Below are 22,165 nucleotides of genomic sequence, written 5' to 3' on the forward strand. Positions count from 1 at the left end.
ACCCGCGGGACGACGCCGCGTGACGAAAGCGTTCGCAGATCAAGGGTTTCCTAGGTCAACAAAGGGGCGGTTCATGGCCCGTCCGCTTGTCGCACGACGTGTCGATGAGGTGAAGAAGACCCCACAAACCGCTTCGATCCGATACGCGGGCCGGTAGGGTGCTTGCAGCAAACACATCTTCGGGGGACGGAGGAGTGTCCGATGCGGCGAGCCCGAATGAGATGCGCAGGACTGGTCGCGATCGCGATCATCGCAGCGGGATGCTCGAACGACTCGTCGCCGACGGCCTCCTCGACCAGTCAATCGGCGACCCCGAGCTCGCAGGCGCCGTCACCGTCACCGACGTCGCCGGCGCCGTCTTCCGCGCAGCCTCAGTCGTTCGACCAATCCACCTGCCTCGACATCTCCTTCGCCAAGGACAACCTGATGGTGGCCAACAACCCGGAGAAGGCGCGCAAGTACGCCGACACACTGGAGAAGTACGGCCCACCCGACAGCGTGAAGGCCGCCATCGAGCACTTCGTCACCACCGGCGGCGCACAGCCCAACGATGCCGATCTGAACAGCAACAGGGACGTGATCACCAACTGGATCAAGCAGGCCTGCCCCAACGTGAACCCTTGACGCCGGCCGCGTCTGTCCAGCGCGTAGTCGGCTAAGCCCCGCGTCTTCGCGTGGCCGAATCCGATTGCGCCAACGGGCGCGTGGATCCGAAGTGCTCTACCGTGATGGCAGCGGAGGACGGCCGCGCCTCTTACGGCGCGGGTCCCGCGGCCCGGGCCAGTCGATCAACGGCGGCCACGCGGTAGGTTGATTCGGTCCCCGGGTGATTCGAGAGGAGATACCGTGCGCCAAACCACGGCCATGGCCGAGGCCGACCGCACGTGGATGGTCGACACGCTGCTCGCGCTGCTGCAGACGCCAAGTCCGGCGGGCCGGACGGACGCGGTGATGCAGCTCATCGGTGACATCTTCGATGGCTTCGGCGTCCCGTTTTCGCTGACGCGGCGCGGGGCGCTGACCGCCGAGCTGCCGGGGGAGTCGGCGACGACGGACCGCGCGCTGGTGGTTCACGCCGACACGATCGGGTGCATGGTCCGTCGGCTCAAGGACAACGGGCGTCTCGAGGTGATACCGGTCGGCACCTTTTCGGCCCGGTTCGCCGCGGGCGCCCGGGTGCGAATCTTTTCCGACGATCCCGACGAGTTCATCACCGGGACCGTCCTGCCGCTCAAGGCCAGCGGGCACGCTTTCGGTGACGAGATCGACCTGCAGCCCACCGACTGGGAACACGTCGAGGTCCGGGTCGACCGCCAGGTGCACTCGCGAGAGGACCTGGTCCGTCTCGGGCTGCAGATCGGCGACTTCGTCGCGCTGATCGCCAGCCCGGAACTGACCGCCGACGGCTACATCGTGTCCCGTCACCTCGACGGCAAGGCGGGCGTGGCGATCGCGCTGGCGCTGGCGAAGAATTTCGCCGAGAACAAAGTGGTGCTGCCGCACCGCACGATGGTCATGATCACCATCACCGAGGAGGTCGGCCACGGGGCGAGCCACGGCCTGCCCGCCGACGTCGCCGAATTGGTCTCGGTGGACAACGCGGTGTGCGCGCCGGGCCAACACTCCATCGAGGACGGCGTCACGATACCGATGGCCGACCTGCACGGTCCGTTCGACTATCACCTGACGCGCAAACTGTGCCGGCTCGCCGAAGAGCAGGACATCCGTTGCGCGCGAGACGTATTCCGGTTCTATCGCTCCGACGCCGCCGCGGCGATCGAGGCGGGTGCGGGCACCCGCGCGGCACTCGTCGGGTTCGGGCTCGACGGAAGCCATGGGTGGGAGCGCACTCATCTGGATTCGTTGCAGGCGGTGTACTGCCTGCTGCACTCCTGGCTGCAGACGCCACTGACGTTCGCCAAGTGGGACGCCAAGCCGTCGGGCAAGCTGCGCGACTTCCCGTCGTCCAAGCAGCCCGCCCCCAGCGAGCGGTGGGTGCCGTTGGCCCGTGGCGAACACGATTCGCCCGGCGAGGCGTCGCCGGGTTCGCACTGGCCCCCGTCGGAGGGGCCCCAGGCCTGAGGCGCGGCGCCTATCGGCGGCCGCGGGGGATTCGGTCCGCGCGCCAGCAGCGGGACTTCATCGGGACCTCGATCGCTTCGGCGCCGGAGAAGCGCGCGGTCAAGGCGGCGCGGGCATTGGCCAGTCGCGCCGCACGCTCGTCGGCAGACGCGATGATCACCCTGCTGTACGTGCCGACCATCGCGACGACATCGTCGATCGTCATGGTCCGCACGAAGGTGAACGTCTCGCGGGAAACGTTGTGAAAGATCTGCGGATCGGGGAGCACGACGTTCTCGTGTCGCCGGCGGAAGCGGTCGGGGGATTCCGACTCGGGTGTGTCCTCGCCCGGAAGCAGGTCCAGGTCGCGGACCCAATCGACCTCACGATCTCGGCTGGTCCAAATCAGGCCGAATCGTCCGTGGTCACGCAACACCCGGCCGATCTCGGGAACGGCGCGCCGAGGATCCATCCAGTGCCATGCCGACGAGACGAACACCGCATCGACGGCCGCATCGGGGAGCGGGATCGATTCACCGGTGCCTTCGACGGCACGCACCTCGGGCGAGCGCCCGGTGAGCACCGCGCGCATGCGCGCGTCGGGCTCCACTGCGATGACCTCCGCCGCCCTGCTCAGCAACGCCCGGGTGAACAGACCGGTACCCGCACCCAGGTCGACTGCCACCTCGCAGCGGGGCGGCACCAGCCAGTGCACCGCTTCTTCCGGAGGTCGGGGACGAAAGCCGTCGTAGTCCTCGGCGATCGAGCCGAAGGACATCGCGCGTTCCTGGCGATCGGTCATATCCGCCAAGGTAAGCCCGCTCGCTGGGCAACAGATGAGAAAGAGTTGTGCCTCACCACAGCGCGCTGTGATTGACGAGCGCGTCGGCCACCAACCCGATTCCGAAGACCAGGAACAACAGCCGCACCGACATCGGGCCGTAACGGGTGAGTACGCGCACCAGCCGACGCTGAATACGCTTGGCCCGCATAGTTTTTCTCATCGACAGCGCAAGGATCAGCGACGGCGGCGAGAGCGCGATCGCCCAGTAGACGATGATGGCCAATGGCCAGAGCGGCGGTCGCGGGTGCAAAGCCGCGAGCATGGCCAAGCCGGTGAGATACGGAATGGCGGTTGGCGCTTGTCCACTACCGACCGCCAGCCCGAGGAATCCGAGCAGCCAGGGACGCTCCCGCATCGCCGCCAGCGCCCAACCCGGCGCCGACGATTGTGCGGTCAGCGGGAAATATGCCAGGCCGGTGAGCAGCAGGCCGAGCGCCAGTTCGCCGCCGAACCGGATGGCCGGTGTCAGGTGGAAGCCGACGACATGGGTCAAGAAGCTGAGACCCAGAACCGTGCACAGCCCGAACGTGGTGGTCACGACGAACACGCCCGCGATAAAGCTCAGGGCGCCCGGAACCGGCGACCGGCGGCGCAACCGGCTGTCGAAGACGACCGCCGAGACCACGCCCACGTTGAGGACGTTCAACGAGTCGAGAAGCGCCAGACCGGCAAGCGCCACCACGAGAGCACCCACGCGCTTGGACCCCGCCTACCGGGTGCGCTTGCCGGGCGCGGACATCGAGGCGGCGGTCATGCTGCAAGAGAATACGAGTCGCTGGGCGGCGTGTCCGTCCGAGGCGGTCCGGGGCGCTCGCGTTTGTGCATCACCGGGGCGGCTCGTATCGATCTCGATCCGGTCACACGGCACGGTGCACCGCGGCTTTGGTCGGCGCGCGTTTGACAATGCGGGGCATGAGGCAGACGTGGGTGCCCGGCAATGGCGCGTGAAATATCCCGCCAGACGTTCCTGCGGGGAGCCGCCGGAGCCTTGGCCGCCGGCGCGGTTTTCGGCTCTGCCCGGGCCACCGCCGCGCCGAATCCCACCGGCTGGGAGGGCCTGTCGACCGCTATCGGCGGGCAGGTGCTACTACCGGACAACGGCGCGTTCGGTTCGGCGAAGCAGGTGTTCAACACCAACTACAACGGCTCGACGCCCGCCGCGATCGTCACCCCTACGTCCGCGGCTGACGTGCAGAAGGCCATGGCGTTCGCCGCGGCCCACAACCTGAAGGTCGCCCCGCGCAGCGGCGGGCATTCGTACATCGGGGCGTCCACGGCGAACGGCGTCATGGTGATCGACCTGCGTCAGCTGCCCGGGGGCGTCAACTACGACGCCGCCACCGGGCAGGTGACGGTGACGCCCGCGACGAGCCTGTACGCGATGCACCAGACGCTGGCCGGCGCCGGCCGGGGCATCCCGACGGGCACGTGCCCGTCGGTCGGCGCGTCCGGGCACGCCCTGGGTGGGGGATTGGGCGCCAACTCCCGGCACGCGGGGCTGCTTTGCGACCAGCTGGTGTCGGCGTCGGTGGTGCTGCCCGGCGGCCAGGCGGTGACCGCGTCCAACGCCAGCAACCCCGACCTGTTCTGGGCGTTGCGCGGTGGCGGCGGCGGCAACTTCGGCGTCACGACGGCGCTGACGTTCGCGACGTTTCCGACCACCGATCTCGACGTGGTCAACCTCAACTTCCCGGCGGAGGCGCTCGCGCAGGTATTGGTTGGCTGGCAGAACTGGCTTCGCACCGCCGACCGGAACAGCTGGGCGCTGGCGGATGCCACCGTCGACCCGATGGGAACGCATTGCCGCATCATGGCGACGTGCCCGGCCGGTTCGGGCGCCGCCGTCGGCGCGAACATCACCAAAGCCGTTGGCGTCCAACCGACGGGGACCGAGAATCACACGTTCAACTACCTGGACCTGGTGAGGTACCTGGCCGTCGGGAACCTCAACCCGGCACCACTGGGATACGTCGGTGGATCCGACTTGCTGCCCGTCGTCGATGCGGCCACCGCCCAGGGCATCGCCCAGGCGGTCAACGCCTTTCCCCGAGGGGCAGGCCGAATGTTGGCGATCATGCACGCGCTGGACGGCGCCCTCGCCGATGTGGCACCGGGCGCGACGGCCTTCCCGTGGCGCCGGCAGTACGCGCTGGTGCAGTGGTACGTCGAGACCGGCGACGCGACGGCGGCGACGAATTGGCTCAACACCGCGCACCAGGCCGTGCAACCGCACTCGGTCGGGGGATACGTCAACTACATCGAGGCGAACCAACCAGCCTCACGCTATTTCAGCTCGAACCTGTCCCGGCTGGCCGCCGTGCGCCAAAAGTACGATCCCGGCCGAATCATGTTCTCGGGGCTCAACTTCTAGTGAATGGCGTACGCGTCTGACGCCGGGACATAATCCCGAGCATGACCGACACGGTAAATGTGACGCTGGATCGCGACAGCGTGGCGATGGGCGACGACGTCGAGTCCCATCGGGTCTTCTGGGTCATGCCCGAGTCGGCCACCGTCGACGACCTGCTGGTTGAGATCACCCGCTATGTACCGGGAATCGCCGGCCCGGCCGGGTGGATCGTCGAGGTCGACACCGAGGACCAGGGGCGTCGACGCGAGCTCGGCGCGATCTACACCCGCGATGACCTCAAACAAGAACCCCACATCTGCAGATTCGCGTCAGGCAAGACGACGTTGGGCGAGCTGGCCCGCTGGGCGCGAATCCCGGACCTCGACGTCTACGTCCGCTACCTGACCTGGGATATGGCGCGCCCCCTGGCACTCAGCGAACTGACGGCCGGCCCCACCTACACCGGCGCCCAGCCGACGAAGCTGCAGTCCGAAGCCGCGGCACAGGCCAATACCGATTGGACCCTGGTGCATGAGCTGAATCGACGCGCCGCCGCGATCGCTACCGCGCGCCGGGACTGGATTCGCACGATTATCCTCTCGCGGCACACGCCGCCGCCCGGGACCGAGGCGTTCATCGCCCGGAAGTTCTACTACCTGGCCGATCGGCACTGCCCCGCCAGCATGGATGTGGCCGCGCAACTGTTGACGACCGACGAAGCGCGATACGAGAACCTCGAGCTATCAACCGATTTCGACACCCGCCCGGCGGTGGTGACCCTGGCGATGGTTCTTTCCGCGTTCGAGTGGAACGCCGTCCGCGGCAACTGGCGAGCCGGGGAACGCCCATACCTCAAGCCGTATTTCGAGTATCTCGAAGGCTGCGGATACCGGCTCGAACCCATCGAGCAGGTCATGGCGGGCCGCATCACCGCCGAGCAATTGAAGTTCTCGGCGAGCGACACCGCCAGGCTGGAGCGCATTCGCCGGCTGAGGGATCTCCAATACCAGCTGCGCATGAACCGCTACTACAACAACACGCTCACTGACGACCAGTACCGCGCGGCTATCGGTTCGGTCCACGCCGAATTGACCGAGCTGGGTGAGCTGCCGGGCCCCATCTAGGCGCCTCGCGCGATCGCGGCACCGCGGGCGCTAGTCGCCGGCGAGTTCGTCGAGCAGTGCGTGATTCAACCCGAAGGCCACTCTGACCTCGTCGACGATGCGATCGACGTCGCGCGCGCTCGGGCGGAGCGCGTCAAGGCGGGCACGATAGGAGTCTTTGTACGGCTTGGGCCGCATGGGGAATTCGTAGAACGCGACCCCGACGCCGCGAAGATCAAATGCGCGATCGAGGGCGTGGAGGATGATCCGGCCTCCGGAGAGGTCTCCGAGGTAGCGCGTGTAGTGGTGGGCCAGAAGCGAGCCACCCCACGCCAGCGCGGCGATCCGCTCGCTGTATGCGGTCGCCGCGGGGGAGTCGACATCCCGCGTGCCGTCGGTGCGCCAGTGCCGCAGATCGGCGTCGATGGCCGCGACGCGCTCCAATGCCGGGTCGTACACGGCGGCGACCATGGGGTCCTTGCGACAGGCCCGCATGGCGTCCTCGAGGGCGGCGTACACCACGCGTAGCCGAAGCAGATATTCGGAATAGCCGCGCGCGGTCACCCGGCCGGCCAGCAGTTCGGAAATGAAAGCGCTCTGCTCGGCGGCGACGTGTTCGGCCGCCGACCCCTCCTTCATCGCGATCGACAATCGGCCGCGTGTTGGACTGTCAATCGGGCGCATGTCCTGCTCAGATTACCTTGGCGATTGCGGGCATGAAGGTGACGGAGGCAACCGCAACGCCTAGGCTCGAGTAATTGACACGGATGAAACGGGTGAGCCTCAAGCAACGGGGTGGCCCCACCGGCGTCGTCGTCGAATCTCGACTCGGCGCGTAGGGAGGGGAAATAAATTGGGTGCTCTAGGTATCGGGCTTTGACATCGGGCCCCGGGCGGCCACCCGTCGGCGAACCGACAGAGCTGATTGCGTGAACAGCGGCGATTCCCGTGTCCTTCGGGGGACGGTGGAGAGCCCGCCGAGCGACGACCTCCTTCCGGTCGGCACGCCGATTGACCTCGATAACTGCGCGCGCGAGCCGATCCATGTCCCGGGAAGCATCCAGCCGCGCGGTGTCCTCGCGGTGGTGCGCGAGTCCGATTTCGAGGTGCGGCAGGTCAGCGCCAACGTCGGCGACCTGCTCGGTCGACCAGTGGATGCCGTCCTGGGGCGGCACCTGTCGGCACTGATCGGTCCCGAGCAGGCCGCTCGCATCGAGCAGACGGCCAGGACCTACGGCGACTTGCGACATCGCAACCCGATCGAGTGCTCGATCGACGTCGGCGGCGAGCCGCGCGCGTTCGACGCCATCGTGCACCACGACTTCGGCGGTGTGCTCCTGGTGGAGCTCGAGATCGCCTACGGCGAGCGGCCGGTGTCGTTTCCGAACACCTACCAGGCGGTGCGGGGTGCGGTGGAGGAGTTGAACCGGGCCGAGACGCTGCCCGAGCTCTACGACACCGCCGCGCGGGCGGTTCGCGACCTGACCGCGTTCGACCGGGTGATGGTGTACCGCTACGACGAGGAGTACAACGGCGAGGTCGTCGCCGAATCCAAGCGGGAGGACCTGAACTCCTTCCTCGGTTTGCACTACCCGTCCACCGACATCCCGGCGCAGGCGCGTGCGCTGTACGAGAAGAATTGGATTCGCCTGATCTCCGACGTCGACTACACGCCGGCGCCGCTGGTGCCGTCCGTCGACCCGGCGAGCGGCATGCCGCTGGACCTCACGTACGCGACGCTGCGCAGCGTCTCGCCCATGCACATCGAATACCTGCAGAACATGGGCGTGCACGCCTCGATGTCGATCTCGTTGCTACGGCAGGGGAGATTGTGGGGCCTCATCGCCTGCCACCACTACGCCGGCGCCCACCTGCCGCCGTTCGGCACCCGAGCGGCGGCGGAGTTCCTCGGCTCCACCCTGTCGCTGCGGCTCGTGGACCGGTTCGAAGACGAGCAGCTGCACAGGCGGCTGGCCGCACAGGCGGTGCTGGGCAAGCTGACCGCCGCCACGCTCAACGACGCCGAGTCCCTGACGGGGGCGCTGCTCGGGGCGCCCGACCTGCTCGATCTCGTGCCCGCCGACGGTGTCGTCGTGGAGATTCAGGGCGATCGCCGGGCCCTCGGCTCGGTTCCGCCGCCGGAGGTGGTCGCCGCCGTCATGGGCTGGGCCCGCGGCGCGGACGACGAGGTCGCCGTGACCGATTGCTTGTCGCGCGAGTTGCCCGGGCTCGGCCTCGATCCTCAACTGGCCGCCGGCGCGCTCGCGATCAACCTGCCCGATGGCCAGCACGCCGTCTGGTTTCGGCGCGAGGTGCTGCGCTCGGTGGACTGGGGCGGCGACCCGCACAACAAGGCGATAGCGGTCAGCGAGGGCGCGGCGGTCAGGCTGAGCCCGCGCAAGTCGTTCGAGCGGTGGCGCGAGGTGGTTCGCCGGCGTTGCGAGCCGTGGACGCCGAACGATGCCGAATCCGCCGGAGCATTGCGCCGCCATCTGGTGGAGTCGCTGTATCGCCGCACGCGGGGCGCGCTGCGGGTGGCCGAGACGCTGCAACGCAGCCTGCTGCCCGAGGCGATCCCGACGCTCGAGAGCTGGCACCTGTCCGCCCACTACGAGCCGGCCGCGGGCGACAACGTCGGCGGCGACTGGTACGACGCGTTCGAGCTGCGCGACGGCAGGCTGATCGTGCTGATCGGCGACGTCGCCGGACACGGCATCGCGGCCGCCGGGATCATGGCGGCGCTGCGCAACGCCCTGCGCGCCCAGCTGTTCGCCGGGGCGCAACCGGCCGAGGCCCTCGGACAGCTCAATGACTTCTGCTTGCACATGCTGCCCGGCGCATTCGCCACCGTCGTCGCCGCCCGGGTCGACCTGTCCTCGGGACATGTGGAGGCCGCGTCGGCCGGCCACTTGATGCCGTTCCTGACCAACAGGGTGCCGGCGGCCGTCGCCGCGCCCATACGGCTGTCACCACCGATCGGCATCAAGGGCGTGACCTACGCGCCGAGCACGTTCACCATCGAGCCCGGGCACGGGCTGGTCTTGTACTCCGACGGACTGGTGGAGCGTCGCGGGGAGGCGATCGACGATGGCCTCGACCGGTTGGCCGCGACCCTGAGCCGCGCCGGCGAGCCACCCGCGTCCCGGATCTGGACGGAGATGGCGTCGGGCCACATCGAAGACGACGTCACCATCGTCGCCCTGCGTCGTCCCTGAGCTTTCTCGCGAAGCCGAACGCAGACGAGCGTCTACGTCTACAGTTCGGCAAACACCGACGCGCAAGGAACGAAGTCGTCGTCGAGCGCGTCGATGTGAACGCCATGAACGGCGTCGCCGTCACGTTCTACGTCACGGCGTTCTTCGGAGTCCGCGACGGCGCGATCACGTACTGGCGGGAGTATTGGGACACGACGCACGTCGCTCAGCAGCTCGGCATCGATCCCGCGCTCATGTTCGCACCGCTGAACAGTTGAGCGCCAAGGGGTTTGGTGCGCGAAGCTAGCCCGAGGCGCTCAGGATCTTGATCGCGAAGACGAGCGAGTCACCCGGGCCGATGCCGGCGCTGGGCTGACCGTTGGGGTAGCCATCGGCCGAGGTCATCGCGACGGCGACCGTGGATCCCACCTTTTGTCCCGCGATGGCCTTCTGGAAGCCGGGCACGACGCCGTTGAGCGGGAAATCGATGGCGGCGCCGCGTTGGTAGGAGCTGTCGAATACCGACCCGTCACGCCCATTAACCCCCATGTAGCAGACCGACACCGTGGCCGTGGGTGAGACCACCGGTCCGTCTCCGGCGTGCAGGGTGTGCACCTGGGTCTGGGTCACGCTGAACGGGGGCGTCACGTCCACGCGCGGAGCTGTCGTGTCGGTGGATCCGGTGACCGCGACGCTGCCGGTGGTCCCGGTCAGTGTCCAGTCGGGCGTTCCACCGCTCTGCGGTGGCGCCGTCGGGCATGAACCGGCTGCCAGCGCGGTGTCCGGCGCGGCTATCGCAAAGACGGTCGCCGCGACGCAGGCCGCGACACAGGAATACACCACGGAAGACTTCACGGCCGTCACGCTACCGACCGCCCCTTGCATCGCGCGCAGCCGGCCCACGGGTCGTCAAACGCGCTGTCATTTCAGCGAGCCAGCTTCCGGAGCTTTCGATATTCTTCATCCGTGCTGCTTTGAGCCCCGCAGGTATGGCGGCCCGGCAGAAAGGGAGCGAATCGAATGCCCTCACCTCGCTGGTTGGCCGCACTGAGCATTCCGTTGATGGCCGGCGCTGCCCTCGTCGGCAGCGCCGCCACCGCAACTGCCAATACCCCCCAGGACGACGCCTACCTCGCACAGCTGCACGCCGTCGGCCTGACCTGGCCACCGCAGACGGAGGAGGCGCTCATCGGGGAGGCGCACCTGATCTGTTACGACCTCACCTGGGGCTGGACGCCCCAACAGATCGCCGACGACGTGCACGCCCACCTGAACGCGCGGGGCGTCACCCTGTTAGACGTCGGAACCATGGTCGATGCCGCACATTCGATCTATTGCCCCGGCAATGTGTGCGACGCCCCGTCCCTTTGCACCTGACAACGCTCCCGGGGCACCGCCCGACGCATCCGCAGCCCTAGAAGGTTCTCGTCGAAGTCAGATCCGGGCGGGCCTCATCGCCCAGCGCTGCGCAGGCCGCGCCCTGTCGCGCGGCGCGAAGCGCGTGGAGGCGGCCTTCGGCTAGCCGAATCGACTCGACCCGGGTGAGATGTTCAGCTCCGTAATGGCCGAGAAACAGGTAAGCAAATCCGCAGAAGTACTTTCGCGGTGTGTCTTATCCTGCTTGCGAACCACGCCCGACAGAGTAAGGGGAATGTTGTCACTGACACGGAGCCGACTGGTGCTGGTCGTGTTGGCAACCGTCGGGCTCGTCGTGTTCGCGGCGACGTTGTTGACCTCGAGCGCCCCGGGCCGGGCGGTACTCGCCCCGGCGGGCTCGGTCGTTGCGGGCATACTCGCCATTGCGTGTGCGGTCATAGCCGCCCACGGTTCTCGAGGCCGCCAGCGCCTGGCCTGGGCCGCCATGTCTACCGGATTGGTCGGTTGGACCGCGGGCGAAGCGGTGTGGTGCTACGTCGCCTTGGGAGGCGCTCTTCCGGTCGCGGACCTCTCTCCGGCCAACCTGGGCTACCTGATTTTGCCGCTGTGCGCGTTGGGCGCCGCGATCACGATTCCCAGCCGCGACGACTCCCGATTCGGGATCGGCCTCCTCCTCGACGGCATCCTCATCACCGCGTCGCTGTTGGTGGTGCTCGTCATTCTGCCGCTGGGGCGGACGGCTCGACTCGCAGTGACGTTCAGCGTCCCGCAAGTGGTGTTGGCCGCCGCCGCCGGCGTGTATTTAGGGCTTGTCGCCACTGCCTTCATCGTGGTGCGCAAGGCCGAGCCGGGCCGCAAGCTTTCCCCGACGCTGATGATGCTGGGATGGGGAATCATCGCCGCCGCCGGGGTGGTCCACGCCTATCAGGATCATGCTGACCGGGCACCGAACGACCTCGTCGTTCTCGGTTGGGCCGTCGGCATGTACTTTTTCTCGCTGTCCGGTCTTACTTCTCGGCCGGGACCGGAGCCCGACTTCGGGTTTTCGCAACCGTCGTCGCGAGCGGCGCTCTGGCTGCCGTACCTGGCCGTGCTGCTGGCCATTGCCGTTGCCGCCGTGCACTTTTGGCCGGCGTACCGGGGTGAGGCGTTCATCTTCTCGGTCTGCGTGGTGCTGTTCGTCACCACCGTGGCCCGCCACATCTTGCTCCTGGACCGAAAGCAACGCCTCCTCGCCGCGGTATCCGACGCCGCTTTGCGGGACCCGCTGACCGGGTTGGCAAATCACCGCCTGTTCAACGATCGCCTGGCGCATGCGCTTCGCCTCCACGTTCAGCACGACGTGCCCGTCAGCGTGATGACGGTGGGCGTCGACGATTTCAAGCTGGTGAATGACACGCTGGGTTATGACGTGGGCGACGAACTGCTACGCGACGTCGGCGAGCGGATCCAGGCCAACATCAGCGACAGCCACACCGTTGCGCGGATGGGGGGCGACGAGTTTGCGGTGTTGGTCGAGGACCGTCCCGACGTGGCCGAGCAGGTTGCCAACGGACTGGCAAGGTCTTTCGAGGAACCCGTCGCCGTCGAGGATCACCGGCTGGACGTACGTTTGAGCATCGGCGTGGCCTCGGCCGGAACACAGGCCCTGACGCCGGGCGATCTTCTCAAACAGGCCGATGCCGCACGGTCGTACGCCCGGCTGCCCAGCTCCACCAACGTGCGGACGTTCAACTCTGAGATGGACGCGCAGCTCGCCGGGTTGCCGCCACATGCCGGTGCCATCGCGCGATTGCAACTGCTCGGCGAACTGAGACGGGCCATTGAGAACGATTCGCTGACCTTGCTCTACCAGCCGAAATTCTCCATGTCGACCGGTTCGGTGACCGGAGTAGAGGCGCTGGTGCGCTGGCAGCACCCGCGGTTCGGCGTGCTGGGCCCCGACGAGTTCTTACCGCTGGTCCGCGAGCACGGGCTGATACATGTGCTTACCGATCTGGTGCTGACGCGGGCCGTCTCCGACGCTGCCGCGTGGTACGCGGCGGGCACAGCGATCCCGGTCGCAATCAACCTGGGGGCGCCGTCTCTAGACAATGATGCGCTGCCGGACCGCATCATGTCCGTGCTCGCGGAGCGAGGGATGCCGCCCAGTTGCCTCACGATCGAGATCACCGAGGATTTGATGGTGGCCGACTTTGCGAGGGCCCGAACGGTGCTCAATCGTCTTCGTGAAAACGGCATCCGGGTGGCGATCGACGACTTCGGCAGCGGCTACGCCACTCTCACCTATCTGCGCGAACTCCCGGCCGACGAGATCAAGCTCGGCCGGGAATTCATAGCGCCGATCGTGCACGACGACCGGGCCGCCACCATTGCACGCTCGGTCATCGAGCTGGCATCCGCGTTCGGCATCGCCACCGTTGCGGAAGGTGTCGAGGACAGCGCCACCGCCCAGCGGCTCAAGGACTACGGATGCGATGCAGTACAAGGAAATTTCTTCTGCAGCCCGCTGCCCGCTTCCGAGATCTCCTGCGTCTCAGCGAATTCCACGCTGGCCGCACAGTAGTCGATCGGCGCCCCGAGTCATCAGCCCACCACCGAGCGCTCCAGCGAGGCCAGCGACTCGGCGAGGTAATCCTCAGCGAAGATCGGAATCTTGCCCACGCGGTCCCGAAAATCCTGCGATGTGCCGCTCCAGTCGTACGTGAGGGTGACGTCCGTTCCATCGCCGTTGGGGACGAGGTCGTAGCGCCAGAACCAGCCGCCGGCCGTATGGTTGCCGGCGTCGTCGCGTACGCCCGGCTTCCAGCCGATCGAGCGCTCCGCATCGAAGACATCGACCAGGTTGTGCGTGACGTAGTCGCCGCCGGCCTGTGGGAGGTACATGTTCATCGCGAACATCTGTCCCGCGGTGGTGATGGGGTCGGTGTCCACCGCATCGCGGACCCAATCGGTGGGCTCGGTGTTCTGGTGGCGGGACGGGTCGGCGAGGACGGCGAAGATCTCCGCCGGGGTAGCGGCGATGGTGCGGGTAACGACGTAGCGTTCAGCGTTCATCGTTGTCTGCACCTGTCCGGGGGCCGTAGGCGGCCGCGATGGCGGGCGAGTCGAGCCACCCCGAGTAGGTGGGCCGTGACGGCCAGCCTTCGGGCGAATCGAGCCATTCCTCTTGGCGGCCCCACGGCAGGATGTCGATCAGCCCGAATGTGTGACTCAGTTGCTCGGTGCCTCGCCCGTTGGTATGCCACGTGCGGTAGACGGTCTCGCCGTCGCGGAGGAACACGTTGACCCCGAAGCCGCCGCCGGGCGGCGCGTCCATGTCGGCGGCGAACGGGCTCTCTGAGGACGAATACCAGTCCATGCGGTTGCCGACCCTGTGCTTGTAGGCGAGAGCTTCTGCGATCGGGCCGTTCGTCACGATGACGAACCGGGCGTCATAGTTGTCCAGGAACTCCAGGCGGGTGAATTGCGACGTAAAGCCCGTGCACCCGCTGCACTGCCACTCCGCGCCGTCGGACCACATGTGGTGGTAGACGATCAACTGCGAGCGGCCGTCGAACACGTCCGCCAGGCGAATCGGCCCGTCGGCGCCCATCAGGGTGTAGTCGGGCAACTCGACCATCGGCAGACGGCGGCGCTGGGCGGCGATCGCATCCAATTCGCGGGTGGCCGCCTTCTCGCGTTCGCGCAGTTCGTCGAGCGCCGCGCGCCAGGTTTGTCGATCGACCACGGGCGGCAGGGTCGTGTGTACGGACATGGGATCCACCTTTGCTCGAAATTCGTCGGTCCGAAAGGTCTGACCGGTGGAGCGTGCAGAATTCATCGCTGCACGCCGCGGACCTCCACCCACCGGCTCCCTCGGCCGGCCTGCCGACCCCGCGCAACCGAGCCCGGCAGTTATCCGGGTCGCCCCGCACTTCGGGCCAAATCAGCTGTCGCCGAACGTAATTGGTCGGCAGAATGCAGCCGTTCCGGAAACCCGACGCGGGTGTAGGCCACCCCGCGCGGAGTGTGTACGCGCAGGTCCAGCCCGTACCGGTCGATGCCGGTGCACACCGCGGTATCGGCGTCCGGATAGCCGCCGAACGCGCGCGCCATCGCCGTCAGGGCGTCGCTGTGGTCGGCGTTGAGGTGCGCCAGGGCCCTCGGCGCGGCCGGCGCGACCGGATCCGGCGCGGCGGCCGCGTACTCGTCGCCGGTTGCCGAGTCCATCCGGCCGTAGCCACCCACCCAGCGCACCCTGCGCACGCTCAGCACCCACAGGGTGAAGTCGGTGAAGTCGACGTAATGGCGGGCTTCGGGCACCGCGTTCAGGTAGGCGGTCCGCGCCGCGCCTTGGTCGTCGGCCAATGGGGGAGCGACCCTGCCCGCCAGGGTGATGCGGCCGCCCGCCAGCGGGTCAGGTTCGGCGGCGGGCGCGACGATGGACAGGCTCGCCCGCGGGTCGGCGGCCAGGTTGCGACCATGTTCGGCGAGGTTTGACACGCACAGCACCGGAGCCCCGCCCAGCAATCCATAGGCCACCAGCGACGCCCAGGGGTCGCCGTCGGGGGTTAACGAGGCCAGCGCGGCGGCGTTGGTGGCGGCCGCGATGGTGCGGGCCTGCTCCGCCGCCGATGGCCGCGTGGGGTTGGTCGGCGGCCGAAGCGGCGGGGGCGCGGAGGGCGCGCCGTCGGGGTCGCCATGGTCGCGAAGTGCCACGACCGCGAGGCTACTAGCCGGCGCGTGGGCGCCTCAGTCGATCGGCCGCCAGCCGCCGAGGACAGCCTCGCGGTACCAGCCCGATCGGTTGCGAACCTGGACCCCGAGACGGTTTTGGGCGTTGACTCGGCTGTCGATGATGTGGCCGTCGTCGACGTAGATGACGACGTGCGAGGCGCGGCTCGCATCTCCGTTGGGGTGCAGATAGATCAGATCTCCGGGCCGGAACGGACCTTCCTGCGGGACGCGGCGGCCCATCGGACCAGCGGTGCCGTCGGCCTGCTCGTGGACATCGCCGCCGAACTTGATGCCGAGACCGTAGTTGTAGACCCAGGCGGTGAAATTCGAGCAGTCCAGACCGCGGCCGGGATCCCAGGCGGTCAACCCCTGCGGGGCGTCGGGGTCCGGATTCTCTCCGAGCGCGCCGGCATAGGTCGATGTTGGTGGCTGCCAGCCGGGGATGTGATGGTGGCGGTATTGCAGGCCCAGCGGGTTGCCGGGGGAGTAGACGTAGCGCAGGGCGACGGCAAGGACGCGTTCCCGTCTCCAGGTGCTTGCATCACAACGCGCGTCTTGCGGGATATCCGGCGGCGGCAGGGCGACGGACCGCGGGCCCCATCCTCGGTTGAGGTAATGCCCGTCGGCGTCCGTGCGATACCAGTCGCCGGGAGGATCTTGCGTTTGCGGCAACCCGTCGCGGCTCGCGAAATCCGCTGTCAGGGAAGCCTTGTCGCATGCGAACGGGTAGGCGAACTCGTCGTTGTCCGCGTGAGATCGCCCGCCCGCCAGAGAAATAGCGATCACCGCAGCCGCTGTGCAGAGCATGGTCAACAGCGCCCGGGAACACTTCACGGAGTCACGCTACAACAGCGCCACACGACGCATTTTCCATTCCGGCATCGCATTACACCGCATCGCCGACGTGCGCGATCGGCTGCGGGCCCAACGACGGGTATTGACCTTTGTCCCCGGCTTCGTTCGATAATGCACATATCACGAGAGGAGGCCCGCGATGAGGACGGTCATTCGGCATCTTGTGGTCATCGCCATGATGGCATTCGCGTCGATGGCAGCCGTGACGATCGCGACGCCGGCCGTGAGTTCGGCCGACTGCGGCGCCGGCGAATGGTGGGACCCGACGGGCAAGGTTTGTCGACCCCTCGGGGTCGGGCCACAACCGTTGGCATGCGACCCGGGCCAATGGTGGGACCCGACGGCGAATGTGTGCCGGCCCCTCGGGGTCGGGCCACAACCGCTCGCTTGCGACAACGGTTGGTGGTGGGATCCCGGCGCCAACGAATGCCGCCCACCGGTGGTACCGCCGGCCGGCTAACGCGGCCTTCGCGCCTGTGCAACGGCGGCCGGTAGCTTTCGCCGCATGAACGACTCCGTTGTGGTGAGGGTCAAGCCCGGCAGCCGTAAGGGACCCCTCGTCGAGGTGGGTCCCAACGGTGAGCTGACGATCTACGTCCGCGAGCCGGCCGTCGACGGGAAGGCCAACGACGCCGTCACTCGGCTGTTGGCGGCCCATCTCCAATTGCCCAGGAGCCGGGTCGAATTGATCTCCGGAGCGGCGTCACGGCTCAAACGCTTCCGCGTAAATCCTTGAGGCGCGTAGGCGCGCGTCACATATCGCTGTCCTATCCCGTCTAGCGACCAGAGAGTACGACGGATGTCGGGAGGACGACACGATGAATCGCTTGAGTACGCCTGCGCAGGTCTATCTGATCGCGGTGACAGCGGCCGTGGGGGCGGTCACGGCCGGAATCGGGATCTGGTGCCTCGTCGATCCGGCTTCCTTCGCCGATTCCGTTGGTTTCGCTACGCACCGGCACTTCTTGCATGACGTGGGTGCGTTCCAGCTGGGCCTGGGCGTCACGCTGCTACTCGCACTGATCTGGGCGGACGCGCTGGCGACGGCGCTCGCCGCATTTCTGGTGGCGAACACCGTGCACACGGTCAACCACATCGTCGACCTCGACGTCGGTGGTTCCACCACGCAAGCGTGGGTGCTCGGTGGGACGTCGGCCGCCCTGCTCGTGGCGTTTGTGCTGCGGTTGCGCCAGCTCGGCCACGTGCTGGGCTCCGTGAGCACGGCGACCAGTCCGATGCTGGCGCCGTTTGTGCGTCAAAAGACCATCAGCCTCACCACCTTTCGCAAGGACGGCAGGCCCGGCTCCAGCCCGGTCAGCATCGTGGTGGACGGGGACCGCGCCTACTTTCGCAGTTTCGAACGGGCGGTCAAAGTGCGCCGCATTCGCCGTAACCCAAATGTCGAATTCGGCCCGGCGACCGCGTCGGGCAAGCCGACGGGATCCGCGCTGGCCGGCCGCGCGCGTCTGCTGGAGGGGGCCGAATACCAGCATGCGGCGCGTCTGCTCCGGCGGAAATATCCACTCCTGCATGGCGTGCTGGTGCCTTCGGCGCACCGGCTGATGCGGTCCAAGTTCGGCCGAACGATCCATGCGGAGTTGACTCCGATATCCGATTCCGTTGCCGGTCAATAAGTTCGGTTGTCACCGCGAGCACGGTGTCGGCGGGAGGTCCCGAGCGTTGCCCCGGCGTTCCGGGAGACCGTTCGGGGCCCGGCGTGCCGGTCAGGCGGCGATACCGTCCAGTTCGGCGATGTCCTCGGCGGTGAGGCGCAATCCCGCGCCAACGACGTTCTCACGCAAGTGCGCCCTTGAGGAGGTGCCGGGGATGAGCAGGATGTTCGGAGAGCGCTGCAACAACCAGGCCAGCGCTACCGATATCGGCGGGGCCCCAACCGGGCCGCGACCCTGGCAAGCGCCTCGGACTGGAGGGGCGTGAACCCGCCGAGCGGAAAGAAGGGGACATAGGCGATGCCGTCGGCTGCGAGGCGGTCGATCAGGTTGTCGTCGTCACGGTGGGCGAGGTTGTACATGTTCTGCACACTTACGATCGGGGCCATCGCGCGCGCCTCGGCGACTTGGTCATCGGTGACGTTGCTGAGGCCGAGGTGACGGATTACGCCCTGCCGCTGCAGGTCGACCAGCGTCTCGAAAGCTGCGGCGATCGGCTCGGGTCGAACGCCTTGGGCATCGCCCATGCGCAGGTTCACCAGGTCGAGGACGTCGACCCCGAGCGCGTCGATGTTTTCGTGGACCTGCCGGCGCAAATCCTCCGGCCGCCTTGCCGTCGGCCAGCCGCCCTCCGCGTCACGGCGTGCTCCAACTTTCGTCGCGATGAACAACGAGCGCGGGTAGGGATGCAGCGCCTTCGCGGATGAGTGTGTTGGTAATCCGCGGTCCATAGGCGTCGCTGGTGTCGACGTGGGTGATGCCGAACTCGACGGCTTCGCGCAGCACAGCGATGGCTTCGTCCCGGTCGGCCGGCGGCCCCATGACCCACGGCCCGGCCAATTGCATTGCGCCGTAGCCGAAGCGGGTGACGGTCGCGTCGCCCAACGTCCAGGTGCCTCCGGGCAACGGGGTTGCGGGTGCATTCATTCGCAATCCTTTCGTGGCGGGTGGCGGCTCAACCGCGGTATCGCGTGGCCAGCTCTGGACTTTGTGCGGCGAAAGCCGCGAGGTCTGCTTGAAAAACGGCATCGAGCAGGTTGGTGTCCTCTACGCCTGGGGCGCAGACGGTCTCGCCGAACTGCAGCCCCCGCAAACTCGCGGTGACGACGTCGTCGGCGCTCATCCGGGGCAGCGCGCTGACGTCCATGTCCTGGCGCTCGTGAAACTCGGTTGCCACCACGCCAGGGCACACCACCTGCACCACGACGCCGGTCCCTTCGAGCTCAGCGGCGAGGGTTTGGGACATCGCGACGAGGTGGGCCAGCGTCCCCGCATAGACGGCGCGGCGGGGCATCTGGGAATGCGGCGCGGGACCGCTGAAGGCGATCATCCCCGCCATGTTGACGATCGCGCCTGTACCGCGCTGCTGCATCCCACTGATTGCGGCGCGGGTGAGCATCGTGGGGGCGAGGACCTTGACGTTCACCAGTTCCCTGGCCTTGCTCGCGGGCAGTTGGGCCAGCGGCATGTAGTGGGCGACCCCGGCGTTGTTCACCAGCAGGGTCAGGGGTTCGGTGGTGCAGATCTCGGCCACCCGGTCGACGTCATCGCTATTGGAAAGATCGGCGACGACGGTTCGGACCTTGACCTCCGGGTGAGCATCGACGAACGCCGCCAAGCGCCGCTCGCGCCTGCCCATGATCACCAGGTCGTACCCGTCAGCGGCCAGGCGTTCGGCATATGCCCTGCCGATGCCCGAGGTGGCCCCCGTGATGAGTGCGAGCTTGGTCATGTCACTGCCTCCTTCCGGGCGGCTGTTGCGCACAACGCCACGCCCTCCGATCGCCGGCTCGCGCCGAGAAACGCTGCGATGCAACGTCATACGGGCGAAGCCTCTTAAAATGCTTCAAGTTCTAAGCAGTTACCCTCGGGCATAACTCGCTTCGACATCGAAGCATGCCCGGTTTTGGCGTGATCCCCACCACAGGCGCCAGAGTCCCGTCGGCTCGTCCTCGAGGACACGCGGCGTCCGCCGCTTGACTCAGCGTGACGGTTTCCCGCCGCCGGTGAATCGCCCGACGAGCAGTTCGAGCCGTTCCGCGTCCTGCCCGGGACGCAGTCGTCCGGTACGGGAGAGAGTGACTAGCCCGTGCAGGGCAGCCCACAACACTTCGGTGAGCGCGTCAGCCTGCTGCTCATCGGCGACCAGGCGTACCGCTTGCCGCAGTTCGGCAAAGCCTGCCGTGAGCTCCGGGGGAGTTTCTTCGTCGGCGAAGCGCAAGGTGGTCGCGCGGGTGAACATGGCGTCGTATACCGCCGGATTGTCCCGGGCGAAGTCAAGGTATGCCTGCGCAACTCGGGTAAGGACATCGCCGGCCGCTCCCGCTCCCGAACGGGCGTCGCGGATCGCGTCGGCGAGCTCGCCAAACCCGTCGACGGCCACGGCGTCGGCGATTTGTTCCATGCCGGCGAAGTGCTTGTACAGCACCGGCTGGCTGTATTCGATTTCGGTCGAGAGCCGACGAGTGGTGACGGCATCCCAGCCTTCGGCCTCGGCCAACCTGCGGGCCGTCGTCACGATCAAACTCCGCCTTGCGGCCCGCTCCCGCTCACGCCGATCCTCGATAGCCATACCCGATGGTAGCACGACTAGGAAAACTAGCGACGCTATTGACACGCTTTCGTCCGAGGGTTAGCGTCGCTAGCAGTGCGAGTAGAGGGAGTCAAGACATGTTCCAGCTCAGGATCTACACGCTGCGATCACCAGGCGCGCTGCAGCGGTATGCAACGGTGCACTGGGCACGCCACGTGCCCACCTTCGAGAGATTCGGGATCGCCACCCACGGCGTGTGGACCGAGCGAAGCGGTGGCGCCAACCGACTCGTCGCGTTGATCCAATACCCAGCGGGTGCCGACCCCGAGGACCTCACTCGACGCGTCATGGCCAGCCCGGACTTCGCCGCCGACATGGCCGGCTTCGACGTCGGCGACATCGTCGATGTCGAGACGAAATTGCTTGAAGCAATGCCATTTTCACCAATCCGCTAGAAGGGGTATTCGACATGACCGTTACCATCATCGGCTATTCGCTCGCCGGACTGCTCGCCGCGGGCATCATCTTCATCGGGGCGCGTTTCCTGCTCGGACCGCGCGTCGCCGCCGCCGGCTATGGGGTACTGCCCGATCTCGACCAGCCGGGCGCGGGCGCCTACCTGAGCGTCAAGGGCGTGCGCGACATCGCGACAGGACTGTTCGTCATCATACTGATGGTCGCGGGCACGCCCCACCTGGTTGGCTGGGTTATGTTGGCCGCCACCATCATTCCATTGGCCGACGCGGCAATCGTGTTGCGCAACGGCGGCTCCAAGTCGATCGCCTGGGGCGTCCACGGCGGCACCGCCGCCGTCATGCTCGTCACCACCGCGCTGCTGCTGGTGTCCCGATGAGAGCCGATCTCTTCTCACCGCCGGGAAGCGCCGGATACCGGGCCGCGACCAACCCGCACAACGCAACGGTGCTGCAGCGCCCCGCGGCCGTGGCTCACCCGCGCAGCACCGAAGAGGTCGCCCAGGCCGTACAGTGGGCCGCCCAGCGCAATCTCGGGGTCGCGGTCCAGGCCAGTGGACACGGGGCGGGCGCACCGATCGAATCCGATCGGTTGCTGGTGGACACCTCCGGGTTGAACACGGTGCGCATCGATACGCAAGCCCGTGTGGCCCGAGTCGGTGCGGGCGCAACCTGGGCAGCGGTCAACGCAATTGCCGAACGCGACGGGCTGCTGGGACTGGCCGGCACCTCGCCCACGGTGGCCGTCGCCGGTTACACGTTCGGGGGAGGGGTCGGGTTTTTGACCCGCCCGTACGGGATGGCCAGTTCGGCGCTGCTGTCCGTCGACTACATAGATGGCAACGGGCAGATGCGGCGGGCGGCGGAGGACGCGCCTGACGCCGCCGATCGCGGGGCGCTGTGGGCTTTTCGAGGCGGGGGTCATGGGTCCGGCGCTGATCCTGTGCGTGATCGGCGCGCGCATGTTCCCCGGCACCGTTGGTGCC

Annotated in this window: 24 protein-coding genes and 1 pseudogene; 14 read left to right on the plus strand and 11 right to left on the minus strand. The window is 67.4% G+C overall.

What is annotated here, in order from left to right; translation table 11 throughout:
* The first annotated feature begins 201 nt into the window (after positions 1–201).
* A complete protein-coding gene (locus tag A5701_RS08060; protein ID WP_156669981.1) occupies positions 202–624 on the plus strand; it encodes a hypothetical protein in 423 nt (140 codons plus the stop codon).
* Between the two features lie 222 nt (positions 625–846).
* A complete protein-coding gene (locus tag A5701_RS08065; RefSeq protein ID WP_067750696.1) occupies positions 847–2,082 on the plus strand; it encodes an osmoprotectant NAGGN system M42 family peptidase in 1,236 nt (411 codons plus the stop codon).
* A gap of 10 nt (positions 2,083–2,092) precedes the next feature.
* Here A5701_RS08065 and A5701_RS08070 read toward each other — a convergent pair whose 3' ends face one another.
* Together A5701_RS08070 and A5701_RS08075 are read right to left on the minus strand one after the other, a co-directional pair.
* A complete protein-coding gene (locus A5701_RS08070; RefSeq protein ID WP_067750699.1) occupies positions 2,093–2,863 on the minus strand; it encodes a class I SAM-dependent methyltransferase in 771 nt (256 codons plus the stop codon).
* Between the two features lie 52 nt (positions 2,864–2,915).
* The gene (locus A5701_RS08075; RefSeq protein WP_067750702.1) at positions 2,916–3,599 is read right to left on the minus strand and encodes a GAP family protein; all 684 of its coding nucleotides are present in this window, start codon (positions 3,597–3,599) and stop codon (positions 2,916–2,918) included.
* A gap of 243 nt (positions 3,600–3,842) precedes the next feature.
* On the opposite strand from A5701_RS08075, the gene A5701_RS08080 reads away from it, so the two are divergent.
* Entirely contained in the window at positions 3,843–5,276 is a 1,434-nt protein-coding gene (locus A5701_RS08080; protein WP_067750707.1) for an FAD-binding oxidoreductase, read from the plus strand.
* Positions 5,277–5,317: 41 nt separating this feature from the next.
* Positions 5,318–6,379 (plus strand): hypothetical protein, encoded by a 1,062-nt coding sequence (locus A5701_RS08085; RefSeq protein WP_067750710.1) that lies wholly within the window; start codon positions 5,318–5,320, stop codon positions 6,377–6,379.
* Positions 6,380–6,409: 30 nt separating this feature from the next.
* Here A5701_RS08085 and A5701_RS08090 read toward each other — a convergent pair whose 3' ends face one another.
* A complete protein-coding gene (locus A5701_RS08090; protein ID WP_067750713.1) occupies positions 6,410–7,042 on the minus strand; it encodes a heme oxygenase (biliverdin-producing) in 633 nt (210 codons plus the stop codon).
* A 281-nt stretch (positions 7,043–7,323) separates the two neighbouring features.
* Between A5701_RS08090 and A5701_RS08095 the strand changes: the two genes are divergently transcribed.
* Positions 7,324–9,573 (plus strand): SpoIIE family protein phosphatase, encoded by a 2,250-nt coding sequence (locus tag A5701_RS08095; RefSeq protein ID WP_067750717.1) that lies wholly within the window; start codon positions 7,324–7,326, stop codon positions 9,571–9,573.
* On the plus strand, positions 9,570–9,830 hold the full coding sequence (locus tag A5701_RS28025; protein WP_231972791.1) for a limonene-1,2-epoxide hydrolase family protein: 261 nt from the start codon (positions 9,570–9,572) through the stop codon (positions 9,828–9,830). Before A5701_RS08095 ends, A5701_RS28025 begins: the two co-directional genes overlap by 4 nt.
* Positions 9,831–9,855: 25 nt before the next feature.
* On the opposite strand, the gene A5701_RS08105 is transcribed toward A5701_RS28025, so the two are convergent.
* The gene (locus A5701_RS08105; RefSeq protein WP_156669982.1) at positions 9,856–10,416 is read right to left on the minus strand and encodes an FKBP-type peptidyl-prolyl cis-trans isomerase; all 561 of its coding nucleotides are present in this window, start codon (positions 10,414–10,416) and stop codon (positions 9,856–9,858) included.
* 198 nt (positions 10,417–10,614) lie between these two features.
* Between A5701_RS08105 and A5701_RS08110 the strand changes: the two genes are divergently transcribed.
* Positions 10,615–10,929 carry a DUF732 domain-containing protein gene (locus A5701_RS08110; protein ID WP_082950318.1) on the plus strand — a complete coding sequence of 105 codons (315 nt, stop codon included), beginning with the start codon at positions 10,615–10,617 and terminating at the stop codon, positions 10,927–10,929.
* A gap of 778 nt (positions 10,930–11,707) precedes the next feature.
* A complete protein-coding gene (locus tag A5701_RS08115) occupies positions 11,708–13,495 on the plus strand; it encodes a bifunctional diguanylate cyclase/phosphodiesterase (RefSeq protein WP_197504936.1) in 1,788 nt (595 codons plus the stop codon).
* A 20-nt stretch (positions 13,496–13,515) separates the two neighbouring features.
* Here the strand turns inward: A5701_RS08115 and A5701_RS08120 are convergent, their stop codons facing one another.
* The 4 genes from A5701_RS08120 to A5701_RS08135 form a co-directional block, all read right to left on the minus strand.
* Complete coding sequence (locus tag A5701_RS08120) at positions 13,516–13,986, minus strand: SRPBCC family protein (protein WP_067750726.1); 471 nt, start codon at positions 13,984–13,986, stop codon at positions 13,516–13,518.
* Positions 13,976–14,686, minus strand: coding sequence for a DUF899 family protein (locus A5701_RS08125; protein ID WP_067750736.1), 711 nt, complete (start codon positions 14,684–14,686; stop codon positions 13,976–13,978). The genes A5701_RS08120 and A5701_RS08125 overlap by 11 nt, the downstream gene beginning before the upstream one ends.
* 140 nt (positions 14,687–14,826) lie before the next feature.
* Positions 14,827–15,630, minus strand: a complete 804-nt coding sequence (locus A5701_RS08130) for a HugZ family protein (protein WP_067750739.1) — start codon at positions 15,628–15,630, stop codon at positions 14,827–14,829.
* A 33-nt stretch (positions 15,631–15,663) separates the two neighbouring features.
* Positions 15,664–16,482, minus strand: coding sequence for an NlpC/P60 family protein (locus A5701_RS08135; RefSeq protein ID WP_156669983.1), 819 nt, complete (start codon positions 16,480–16,482; stop codon positions 15,664–15,666).
* 160 nt (positions 16,483–16,642) lie between these two features.
* Between A5701_RS08135 and A5701_RS28785 the strand changes: the two genes are divergently transcribed.
* From A5701_RS28785 to A5701_RS08150, 3 genes are all read left to right on the plus strand, one after another.
* A complete protein-coding gene (locus A5701_RS28785) occupies positions 16,643–16,963 on the plus strand; it encodes a hypothetical protein (protein ID WP_067750745.1) in 321 nt (106 codons plus the stop codon).
* Between the two features lie 45 nt (positions 16,964–17,008).
* Positions 17,009–17,239 carry a DUF167 domain-containing protein gene (locus tag A5701_RS08145; protein WP_067750748.1) on the plus strand — a complete coding sequence of 77 codons (231 nt, stop codon included), beginning with the start codon at positions 17,009–17,011 and terminating at the stop codon, positions 17,237–17,239.
* 82 nt (positions 17,240–17,321) lie between these two features.
* Positions 17,322–18,137 (plus strand): PPOX class F420-dependent oxidoreductase, encoded by an 816-nt coding sequence (locus A5701_RS08150; protein ID WP_067750751.1) that lies wholly within the window; start codon positions 17,322–17,324, stop codon positions 18,135–18,137.
* Positions 18,138–18,227: 90 nt separating this feature from the next.
* On the opposite strand, the pseudogene A5701_RS08155 reads toward A5701_RS08150, so the two are convergent.
* The 3 genes and pseudogenes from A5701_RS08155 to A5701_RS08165 all read right to left on the minus strand — a co-directional run bounded on the left by A5701_RS08155 (position 18,228) and on the right by A5701_RS08165 (position 20,745).
* Positions 18,228–19,100 (minus strand): annotated as a pseudogene (locus A5701_RS08155) (oxidoreductase).
* Positions 19,101–19,128: 28 nt separating this feature from the next.
* Positions 19,129–19,905, minus strand: a complete 777-nt coding sequence (locus A5701_RS08160) for an SDR family oxidoreductase (protein ID WP_067750754.1) — start codon at positions 19,903–19,905, stop codon at positions 19,129–19,131.
* 249 nt (positions 19,906–20,154) lie between these two features.
* Positions 20,155–20,745, minus strand: a complete 591-nt coding sequence (locus A5701_RS08165) for a TetR/AcrR family transcriptional regulator (protein WP_067750760.1) — start codon at positions 20,743–20,745, stop codon at positions 20,155–20,157.
* A gap of 98 nt (positions 20,746–20,843) precedes the next feature.
* Here A5701_RS08165 and A5701_RS08170 point away from each other — a divergent pair, with 98 nt between their 5' ends.
* The 3 genes from A5701_RS08170 to A5701_RS08180 form a co-directional block, all read left to right on the plus strand.
* Positions 20,844–21,161: an NIPSNAP family protein gene (locus tag A5701_RS08170; protein ID WP_067750763.1), complete on the plus strand. Its 318-nt coding sequence runs from the start codon at positions 20,844–20,846 to the stop codon at positions 21,159–21,161.
* A 14-nt stretch (positions 21,162–21,175) separates the two neighbouring features.
* Positions 21,176–21,559, plus strand: coding sequence for a DUF4267 domain-containing protein (locus A5701_RS08175; protein ID WP_067750766.1), 384 nt, complete (start codon positions 21,176–21,178; stop codon positions 21,557–21,559).
* A partial coding sequence (locus tag A5701_RS08180) for an FAD-dependent oxidoreductase (RefSeq protein ID WP_156669984.1) occupies positions 21,556–22,165 on the plus strand: 610 nt, incomplete at its 3' end. The genes A5701_RS08175 and A5701_RS08180, both read left to right, overlap by 4 nt.

This window comes from Mycobacterium sp. E3305 (assembly GCF_001666785.1).
GTDB lineage: Bacteria > Actinomycetota > Actinomycetes > Mycobacteriales > Mycobacteriaceae > Mycobacterium.